10 protein-coding genes are annotated in these 8,848 nt (G+C 71.3%); 5 read left to right on the forward strand and 5 right to left on the reverse strand.

From position 1 onward, the window contains the following. The first annotated feature begins 68 nt into the window (after positions 1-68). On the forward strand, positions 69-1,256 hold the full coding sequence (locus FHP29_RS02360) for a glycoside hydrolase domain-containing protein (protein WP_139621266.1): 1,188 nt from the start codon (positions 69-71) through the stop codon (positions 1,254-1,256). A gap of 19 nt (positions 1,257-1,275) precedes the next feature. Here FHP29_RS02360 and FHP29_RS02365 read toward each other — a convergent pair whose 3' ends face one another. Further along, on the reverse strand, positions 1,276-2,820 hold the full coding sequence (locus tag FHP29_RS02365; protein WP_139621267.1) for a PucR family transcriptional regulator: 1,545 nt from the start codon (positions 2,818-2,820) through the stop codon (positions 1,276-1,278). 115 nt (positions 2,821-2,935) lie between these two features. Here FHP29_RS02365 and FHP29_RS02370 point away from each other — a divergent pair, with 115 nt between their 5' ends. Continuing rightward, complete coding sequence (locus FHP29_RS02370) at positions 2,936-3,394, forward strand: nucleoside deaminase (RefSeq protein WP_139621268.1); 459 nt, start codon at positions 2,936-2,938, stop codon at positions 3,392-3,394. Next, the gene (gene codB / locus FHP29_RS02375) at positions 3,391-4,704 is read left to right on the forward strand and encodes a cytosine permease (RefSeq protein ID WP_139621269.1); all 1,314 of its coding nucleotides are present in this window, start codon (positions 3,391-3,393) and stop codon (positions 4,702-4,704) included. The genes FHP29_RS02370 and codB overlap by 4 nt, the downstream gene beginning before the upstream one ends. Before the next feature lie 30 nt (positions 4,705-4,734). On the opposite strand, the gene purQ is transcribed toward codB, so the two are convergent. From purQ to FHP29_RS02390, 3 genes are read right to left on the reverse strand one after another with little or no spacing between them, the layout of a single operon-like run. Beyond that, positions 4,735-5,403, reverse strand: coding sequence for a phosphoribosylformylglycinamidine synthase subunit PurQ (gene purQ, locus FHP29_RS02380; protein ID WP_139621270.1), 669 nt, complete (start codon positions 5,401-5,403; stop codon positions 4,735-4,737). Beyond that, complete coding sequence (gene purS, locus FHP29_RS02385; protein WP_139621271.1) at positions 5,400-5,645, reverse strand: phosphoribosylformylglycinamidine synthase subunit PurS; 246 nt, start codon at positions 5,643-5,645, stop codon at positions 5,400-5,402. Before purS ends, purQ begins: the two co-directional genes overlap by 4 nt. A 10-nt stretch (positions 5,646-5,655) precedes the next feature. Beyond that, a complete protein-coding gene (locus tag FHP29_RS02390; RefSeq protein WP_240044253.1) occupies positions 5,656-6,702 on the reverse strand; it encodes an AraC family transcriptional regulator in 1,047 nt (348 codons plus the stop codon). A gap of 44 nt (positions 6,703-6,746) precedes the next feature. Between FHP29_RS02390 and FHP29_RS02395 the strand changes: the two genes are divergently transcribed. After that, positions 6,747-7,001: a DUF4242 domain-containing protein gene (locus FHP29_RS02395; protein WP_139621273.1), complete on the forward strand. Its 255-nt coding sequence runs from the start codon at positions 6,747-6,749 to the stop codon at positions 6,999-7,001. Between the two features lie 39 nt (positions 7,002-7,040). Beyond that, positions 7,041-7,547 carry a YflT domain-containing protein gene (locus FHP29_RS02400; RefSeq protein ID WP_139621274.1) on the forward strand — a complete coding sequence of 169 codons (507 nt, stop codon included), beginning with the start codon at positions 7,041-7,043 and terminating at the stop codon, positions 7,545-7,547. Positions 7,548-7,668: 121 nt separating this feature from the next. Here the strand turns inward: FHP29_RS02400 and FHP29_RS02405 are convergent. Beyond that, positions 7,669-8,848: AMP-binding protein (locus tag FHP29_RS02405; protein WP_139621342.1), on the reverse strand; the 1,180-nt coding region annotated here is incomplete at its 5' end.

The following is an 8,848-nucleotide window of genomic DNA, read 5'->3' on the forward strand; positions in this document are numbered from 1 at the left end:
GCTGTGAATGTTGTGGTTATCGTGACTCGGCCTTTACCCACCAGACCCCTCTTCCCCTGGAGTCCGAGATGCCTTCCCGGCCCGTCCCGTCGTCCCATCCCCGCCTCCGCGTGCCGCTCGCCGGCACGGCGGGTGGCGTCCTCCTCGTCCTGCTCGCCCTGGTGCTCGCGCCGCTGGGCTCCCCCGCGAGCCGGACGGACGCGCCGGTCGACCTGGCCGCGACCTCGGCCAACCGGGCGAACCCGGTCACCCCGGGCAACTTCACGGGTCTCGGCTTCGATCAGTGCGAGACCCAGTCGCAGGCCAAGATGGACGCCTGGCTGGCGCACTCGCCGTACCGCGCCGTCGGCGTCTACATCTCCGGTGCCTCGCGCTTCTGCAAGACCCAGAAGAACCTGACGCCCACCTGGGTCGCGACCCAGCTCTCCAAGGGCTGGCGGATCCTGCCGATCACGCTCGGACCGCAGTCGTCGTGCGTCGGTCGCTTCCCGCGCTACGGCGCCGCCATCGACCCGACCATCGTCAACGACGCCGCGGGCGGGTACGCCGCCGCGCGCGCCCAGGGCTCGGCCGAGGCCGACTCCGCCGTGGCGGCCGCGACCGCGCTGGGCATCGTCCCGGGCAGCACCCTGTGGTACGACCTCGAGGGCTGGTCGGACTACAAGAACGACACCTGCCGAGAGTCCGCGCTCGCCTTCCTGAGCGCCTGGACCACGCGGGTGCGCCAGCTGGGCTACGTCTCGGGCGTCTACTCCAGCGCCGGGTCCGGCATGCGGATCCTCGACCGGGCCCGGATCGCGGCCCGCGCCGATGTCGTCCTCCCCGACCGGATCTGGATCGCGCGCTGGGACGGCGTCGCGAACACCTCGACGAGCTACATCGCCGAGGACGGCTGGCGCCCCGGCAATCGGATGAAGCAGTTCAAGGGCGGTCACAACGAGACCTGGGGCGGAGTGACCATCAACATCGACAGCAACTGGCTCGAGCTCGGCGACGTGGCGGGTTACGGCTGCGGCGGCGTCAAGACCAGCCTGGCCAAGTACAAGAAGATCACGCCCCGCAAGGCCAAGCCGCGCCAGGTCCGCGCCCTGAAGTGCCTGCTCCAGGGCAAGGGCCTCTACTCCGGCAAGATGTCGAAGAAGTACAACAAGCGACTCCGCGTCGGCATCCACGCCTGGCAGGCGCAGGCCGGCCAGAAGGTCAAGGACAGCTGGACGAAGAAGAACTGGGCGTCCCTGCTGGCCTCCGGCGGCTGAGCCTCGGGCGGCCTCGGTCTCACCCGCCGAAGCCGACCTGGGGGTCGAGCCCGGTCCGCATCCGCCAGCCGAGGAGCGCGAGGCCGAGGCCGGTGCGGTGGTCGGGCTCGTCGAGGGAGACGCCGAGCAGCCGCTCGACCCGGGCCAGCCGGTCGTAGAGCGACTGCCGGCGGATCCCGAGCAGCTGCGCCGTGCGGGCCTTGGACAGCGAGCAGGCGAGGTAGGCGTCGAGCGTGCGCAGCAGCTCGGTCCGATGCTCGCGGTCGTGGTCGACGAGCGGGCCGATCTGCTCGCGGACGAAGGCACGCATGACCGCGGGCTCCACCGACGAGGTGACCAGGCGGTGCGCCGCGACGTCGCGCTCCATCACGACGCCGTCGCGCCGGCCGTAGCGCCGGGCGGTGCGCAGCACCTGCCGGGCCCGGGCGACGGCGAGCGCCAGGTCGCCCGGATCCGCGACCGGCGTGGCGGCCGCGACCAGCACCCTTCCGGGCAGGCGCGCGGCCAGCCGGTCGTGGGCGGCTCGCAGCTCGTCGCGGACCTGGGCCGGCACCGGTCGCCGGCCGCCTCGGTGCACCACGACGAGGTGTGCCCCGCTGAGCCCCACGAGCACGGCGGGATCGCTGCGCTCGTCCTCGTGGAAGGCCGCCTCGGTGGCAGCGACGGCATCGGTCAGCGGCACGGCGGAGTCGACCTCGATCGCGGCGACGACGAGGTGCCGGCCCTCCTGCGGCGGCCAGCCGAGCGCGGCGAGCCGGGCGAGCACGTCGGCACGCGAGGCGACGACGCCGGCCACCAGGTCGGACAGCAGGGACTGGGCCGGTCCCGGCCGATGGCCGGGACCGCTCCCCCGGCCCACCTCGAGCGCGACGGCGTGCGCCGCGACCTCCGCCAGCCGCGTCCGGTCCGCGCTCTCCTCGCCGAGCAGCCGCAGCGTCCCGAGCGGGCCGGCCGGGCCGCGGACCGGAGCGGACACGCCGACGTCCTCCTCGGAGACCGACGCGATCCGGCTCCGCTCGACGGTCTGGCCGTCCGGGTCGCGCAGCTCGACGGCACAGCCGGCCAGCCGGGAGACCTCGTCGAGCAGGGCGCGCAGCCCGCGCTCCTCGATCACCACCTGGGTCAGCGCCCGCCAGCCGGCGTCCCCGGCGTCCCCGCCCGACGCGACCCGGCGGCGTACCAGCAGCTCGTGGAAGTCCTCCACCATCCGCTCGAAGGGCACCATCGTGGGGAACGCCAGGAGCGCGAGATCCCGACGTCGCGCGGTGGCGAGGATCGGCTCCGGGACGGCGAAGAAGGTCCGGCCGAGCTCCAGCGCCAGAGCCGCCACGCCCGCGTCGGCCAGCTGGTCGACGTACGACGCCAGGTGGTCCGCGGTGCGCCCGTGCAGGCCGAGACCGGTGGTCAGCAGCACCTCGCCGCCGGCGAGCAGGGGGCCCATCTCGAACACCTCGGAGGAGTGCACCCAGCGCACCCGGACCCGCTCGGCGTCGCCGTGCAGCACCTCGGTCTGGGCAGCCCGGAACGAAGGCAGGGCGAGCACCTCGGCGAGAGTTGCCCCCATCAGGACGATCCGTCCGGAGAGTGCGGGGTCATGCCGGTCAGTATGTCCCTTGTGGCCGCCGCTCGCCTCTGGTGATGTGAGCCACACCCGTCAACCGAACGACCTGGAGGTCCCCATGATCACCGACGACGACCGCAGGTTCCTCGATCTCGCGATCGAGCAGGCCAGGATCGGCTGGAAGGAGGGCGGCATCCCCATCGGGGCGGCCCTCGTCCACGAGGGAGAGGTGCTGGCCGTCGGACGCAACCGCCGCGTCCAGCTCGGCTCGGCCATCCGGCACGGCGAGACCGACTGCATCGAGAACGCCGGCCGCCTCAGCTCGAAGGTCTACCGGGCGAGCACGCTCTACACGACCCTCTCCCCCTGCTTCATGTGCGCGGGCACCTCGGTGCTCTACGACATCCCCCGCATCGTCGTCGGAGAGAACCTCAGCTTCGAGGCGTCGGAGTCCTGGCTGCGCTCGCGCGGCGTCGTCGTGGACGTCGTCGACGACCCGGCCTGCAAGGAGCTGATGGCCACGATGATGCGCGAGAAGCCGGACCTGTGGGCCGAGGACATCGGGGAGGAGGCATGACGCTGTCCGACAACCCGGTGCAGCCGGGCGCCTCGACCGCCGCCGTCGTCGATCCCGACTATCCGGTCACGCCGGTCCCCGCCCACGCGCGCAAGTCCTTCGTATCCCTCGCGGTCGTCCTGCTCGGGTTCACCGTCTTCACCCCGACCATGCTGGCCGGCGCCCAACTGGGCTCCGCGTTCCCGTTGGGCGAGCTGGTGCGGGTGATCCTGCTCGGCTCGCTGATCCTCGGCACCTACGTCGCACTGCTGGGCTGGATCGGCGCCAACACCGGCCTGACGACCGTCGTGATGGCCCGCTACGTCCTCGGCAACCGCGGCAGCAAGCTGGGCTCGATCCTCCTCGGCGGCACCCAGATCGGTTGGTACGGCGTCGTTATCGGCACCATCGGCGATCTCACCGCCCAGGCCTTCGAGTGGGAGTCCGATCTCGCCAAGGCAACGGTCATGATCGCGACCAGCGTCCTGATGTGCCTGACCGCCTGCTACGGCTACCGCGGCATGTACTGGGTCTCCGCCATCTCCACCCCGCTCATCTTGATCCTCGCGTTCTGGGTGCTGTTCCGCTCCCTCGACGAGGTCGGCGGCTGGTCCGGCCTGGCCGACGTCGAGCCGAACGGGTCGATGACCGTGGCGGTGGCGATCACGACCGTGGTCGGCACCTTCGTCTCGGCCGGCACCCAGGCCCCCAACTGGACCCGCTTCGCCCGCACGGGCAGCCAGGCCCTCCTCGCCTGCGTCATCGGCTTCCTCATCGGAAACGGCCTGATGATCTTCTTCGGCGCCACCGGCGCGATGACCTTCGGGCAGGGCGACTTCGTCCTGGTCCTCTACGACCTCGGCCTGGTGACGTGGGGCCTCGTGCTCCTCTTCGGCAACCTGTGGAAGTCGAACGCGGACACGGCGTACGCCTTCGGCGTCGCGGGGGCCGCGCTCTTCGCGAGGCCCTCCAAGACACCTTTCGTGATCGGCGGCTCGGTCATCGGCACCGTGCTCGCCCTGGTCGGCGTCCAGAACCACCTCGTCGACTATCTGGTCCTGCTCGGCGTCTTCATCCCGCCGCTCGGCGGCGTCGTCATCGGCGACTACTTCGCCCGCTGGCGCCGCGGCGGGATGCCCGAGGGCGAGCCCCTGCCCGCCCTCAACGTCCCCAACCTCGCGGTCTACGCCCTCGCCAGCGCCGTCGCGTGGATCGCCAAGGAGACCGAGTTCGGCGTGCCGCCCGTCTTCGGCGTCGTGCTCGCCGCGCTCGGCGCGTACGTCGTCGGCCGCGCCGGGCTCAACCGCCGACTCTCCCCCACCGGGGACTGAGCCGGCACCGGACCGCCGGCCGAGGACAGGTCAGGCGAAGGCGGTCTCGACCAGCGAGGTGAAGAAGCCGAGCCCGTCGAGGCCGCTGCCGGTGAGCTCCTCGACGGCGTGCTCGGGGTGCGGCATCAGGCCGACGACGTTGCCGCGCTCGTTGCTCACCCCGGCGATGTCGTCGAGGGAGCCGTTGGGGTTCAGCTCGAGGTAGCGCGCCACGACCTGGCCCTCGCCCTCGATGCGGGCGAGGGTCTCGGCGTCGGCGACGAAGCCGCCCTCGCCGTTCTTGAGGACGATCCGGATCTCCTGGCCGTGGTCGTACGCCGAGGTCCAGGGGGTGCGGTTGTTCTCGATGCGCAGGAGCTGGTCGCGGCAGACGAACTTGCGGTGGTCGTTGCGGATCAGCGCACCGGGCAGCAGGTGGGACTCGCAGAGGATCTGGAAGCCGTTGCAGATCCCGAGCACCGGCATGCCGGCGTGGGCGGCCTCGACGACCCTGTCCATGACCGGCGAGAACCGGGAGATCGCGCCGCAGCGCAGGTAGTCGCCGTACGAGAAGCCACCCGGCAGGATGACGGCGTCGACGCCCTTGAGGTCGGCGTCCCCGTGCCAGAGCGCGACCGCCTCGTTGCCGCCGATCCGGACCGCGCGCTGCGCGTCGACGTCGTCGAGCGAGCCCGGGAAGGTGACGACGCCGACCTTCACTGCTCGACGCTCACGGTGTAGTTCTCGATGACGGGGTTGGAGAGCAGCGTCTCGGCCATCTTCTCCACCTCGGCCAGCAGCGCGTCGGTGACCTCGCCCTCGAGCTCGATCTCGAACCGCTTGCCCTGGCGGACGTCGGTCACGCCGGTGAAGCCCAGCCGGGGCAGTGCGCCCTGGACGGCCTTCCCCTGGGGGTCGAGGATCTCGGGCTTCGGCATGACAGCTACGACGACTCGGGCCACGGCCCGCAGTCTAGTGGCCGGGGTTCCCGCTGCCGATTCCCGGCGTACGTCGCGGACGCGCACCTCGCCACCGGCTCGGCGCAACCCCGTGCTTCCTCTTGAACGCGCGGCTGAACGCCTCCTCCGACTCATAGCCGACCCGGCGCGCGATGGACGCCACGCCCAGGTCGGTGGTCGACAGCAGGTGCTGGGCACGGTGCATCCGCCAGGACGTCAGGTACCGGATCGGAGGCATCCCCAGGACGCTGCGGAAGCGGTCGTCGAGCAGCGAGGGCGAGACGTTGCTCGCCGCGGCGAGGGTGCGCACCGTCCACCGGACCTCCGGAGCGCGGTGGATCTCGGCCATCGCGGGCGCGACCACCGGGTCGTGGAGCGCGCGCACGAAGCCCCGGTCGGCCGCGGGGACGCTCGCCAGGTGCAGGCGCAGCACCTCGATGAGCAACAGCCGCACGAGCTGCGCGGGCGTCTCCGCATGCGCGTCGTCGACCAGCCCGGTGCGCTGCAGCGCGAAGTCCACGCTCGCCCGCACCCACTGCGCCGCCGCCCCTTCGGGCCGGACCACGATCACGGGCGCGAGGGCGCCCAGCTCGGCGTCGAAGAGGGGGTCGTCGCAGGTGATGTAGCCGCACACGATGTGGGTCAGGGCACCGCCCTGCCCGTGCTCGATGAACGGCATCCGGGTCCACGGCGGCTGCGGCACCAGGCCCCCGACGTCGACCACGACGGCGTCCTGGGTGCCGCCCATGCGGTGCCGGTCGCCGTACGGGAGGACGATCACGTCGCCGGCCTCAGCCCAGTACCGCTCGTCGGAGACCTCGATCCAGCACCGGCCGGCGTCGACCACATGGAAGGGCACGATCCGCCGCGCCTCGGGCGCCAGCAGGGCGCCCATGTCGGCGTTGGGCACGGACCGGAACGCCCAGCCCTCGCTGTAGTGGGCGCGCAGGAAGATCGCGCCGCCGACCTGCAGGTCGTCCAGGGCGGACCCGAGCGCGTCCGTGGGGTCCTGGTCAGGAACCTCGGGGGCACGGTCATGGTCCACCGGCGACCGAGCCACGAGTCTGAGTGTGACAGACATCCACCGAACCAAGGAGCGAAACGATGGCACTCTTCATGGACGTGCACGAGACCATGCCCGAAGGCGCGACGGCCGCCGACGTCGCGGGCGCCCACGCCGAGGACCTGCGGATCCAGGGCCAGTACGGCGTCGAGTACAAGAACTACTGGGTCGACGAGGCCGCCGGGAAGGTCTTCTGCCTCGTCGAGGCGCCCGACGCCGAGGCCGCAGCCCGGGTCCACCGCGAGGCCCACGGCCTGGTGGCCGACCGGATCTTCGAGGTCGTCGAGGGCAGTTGACGCCGCCCGGTCCCTGGACGCGCCGGGCAGACTGGACACATGAGCAACCCCACTCCCGGCGCGTTCTCGCGCTCCCTGCTGGCGCTCGAGTTCCCCCAGTCGCTGGCCGTGTACGACGACTACGCCACCGCGCAGCGCACCGTCGACTTCCTCTCCGACCAGGACTTCCCCGTGCAGAACTGCATGATCGTCGGCACCGACCTCAAGCAGGTCGAGCGGATCACCGGCCGGCTCACCAGCGGCCGCGTCGCCGCCGGCGGCGCGATGAGCGGGCTGTGGTTCGGGCTGTTCGTCGGCGTGCTCTTCAGCTTCTTCGGCACCGGCGACACCTGGGCGATCATCGCCTCGACCGTGCTGATGGGCATCGCGTTCGGCGTCATCTTCGCGCTGGCCGGCTACGCCGTGACCCGGGGCCGGCGGGACTTCTCCTCGGTCAGCTCGGTCGTCGCCACCCGCTACGAAGTGCTGGTCGAGCACAAGGTCGCCACCCAGGCCCGCGAACTGCTCGCGAAGCTGCCCGGCGCGCTGCCGAACCCGTTCGCCTGACCGGTCGAGTTGCCGGTCCCCCACCGTCGAGTTGCCGGTTCCCCACCGTCGAGTTCGCGGTTGCGTCAACTCAACGGTGAGGTTGGGGCAACTCAACGGTGAGGTTGGGGCAACTCGACAGTCAGCTCAGCTCGCGCTTGAGGATCTTGCCGGTGGCGGTCATCGGCAGGCTCTCGACGACCTCGACGATGCGGGGATACTTGTACGCCGCCATCTGCTCCTTGCCCCACGCGACGATCTCCTCGGGGGTGGCGCTGGCGCCGGGCTTGAGGATGACGAACGCCTTGATCTCCTCGCCGTGGCTCTCGTGCGGGACGCCGATCACCGCCGCCAGCGAGAGGGCGGGGTGGGTGAGGAGGACCTCCTCGATCTCGCGCGGGTACACGTTGAAGCCGCCGCGGATGATCATGTCCTTGGACCGGTCGACGATGTAGTACCAGCCGTCGGCGTCCTTGCGGCCGAGGTCGCCGGAGCGGAACCAGCCGTCCTCGCTGATCGCGTCGGCGGTGGCGTCGGGCCGCTTGTAGTAGCCCTTCATGATGTTGTGGCCCTTGATGGCGATCTCCCCGATCCCATCGGGGTCCTTCACCTCGTCCCAGGTGTCCGGCTCGAGCAGCTTCATCTCCACGCCGGGGACCGGGGTGCCGATCGAGCCGACGCGAGGCGTCGAACCCAGCTTGGAGAAGCTCGCGACGGGGGACGTCTCGGACAGGCCGTAGCCCTCGAGGATCGTGACGCCGAAGCGCTCCTCGAACTGGTGGTGCACCTCGACCGGGAGCGCGGCGCCGCCGGCGACCGCGACGCGGAGGTTCGCGGCGAGCGCCTTGACGTCGACGGTCTCGTCGAGCGCGTTGAGGAGGCCCCAGTACATGGTCGGTACGCCGGCGAAGTAGGTCACCTTCTCCTTGAGCATCAGCGCGAGCGCCGGCGCCGCCTCGAACCGCGGGAGCATCACGACGGTGCCACCGAACGCGAAGCCGCCGTTCTGGATGACGGTCTGGCCGAACGAGTGGAACAGCGGCAGCACGCACAGGAAGGTGTCGGGCCGGGCCGCGTCCGCACCGAACAGGTCCTTGCCGAGCAGCGCGTTGTCACGCATGTTGCGGTGCCGCAGCTCGGCGCCCTTGGGCTGCCCGGTGGTGCCGGAGGTGTAGAGGATGACGGCGGTGTCCTCGTCGGAGACCTGGACCGTGTCGAAGGTCGGCGCCTGGCCGGCCAGGGCCTGGCCGAAGGTCTCGGTGCCCTCGATCGGTGACGGCGCGGCGGGGTCGGCGGTCACCACGAAGAAGTGCTCGCAGCCG

This window comes from Nocardioides albidus (assembly GCF_006335005.1).
In the GTDB taxonomy this organism is placed as follows: Bacteria; Actinomycetota; Actinomycetes; order Propionibacteriales; family Nocardioidaceae; genus Nocardioides; species Nocardioides albidus.

Coding starts and splice junctions, on each gene's coding strand:
- FHP29_RS02360 (WP_139621266.1), top strand. CDS start 69: ATGCCTTCCCGGCCCGTCCCGTCGTCCCATCCCCGCCTCCGCGTGCCG.
- FHP29_RS02365 (WP_139621267.1), bottom strand. CDS start 2,820: ATGGGGGCAACTCTCGCCGAGGTGCTCGCCCTGCCTTCGTTCCGGGCT.
- FHP29_RS02370 (WP_139621268.1), top strand. CDS start 2,936: ATGATCACCGACGACGACCGCAGGTTCCTCGATCTCGCGATCGAGCAG.
- codB (WP_139621269.1), top strand. CDS start 3,391: ATGACGCTGTCCGACAACCCGGTGCAGCCGGGCGCCTCGACCGCCGCC.
- FHP29_RS02395 (WP_139621273.1), top strand. CDS start 6,747: ATGGCACTCTTCATGGACGTGCACGAGACCATGCCCGAAGGCGCGACG.
- FHP29_RS02400 (WP_139621274.1), top strand. CDS start 7,041: ATGAGCAACCCCACTCCCGGCGCGTTCTCGCGCTCCCTGCTGGCGCTC.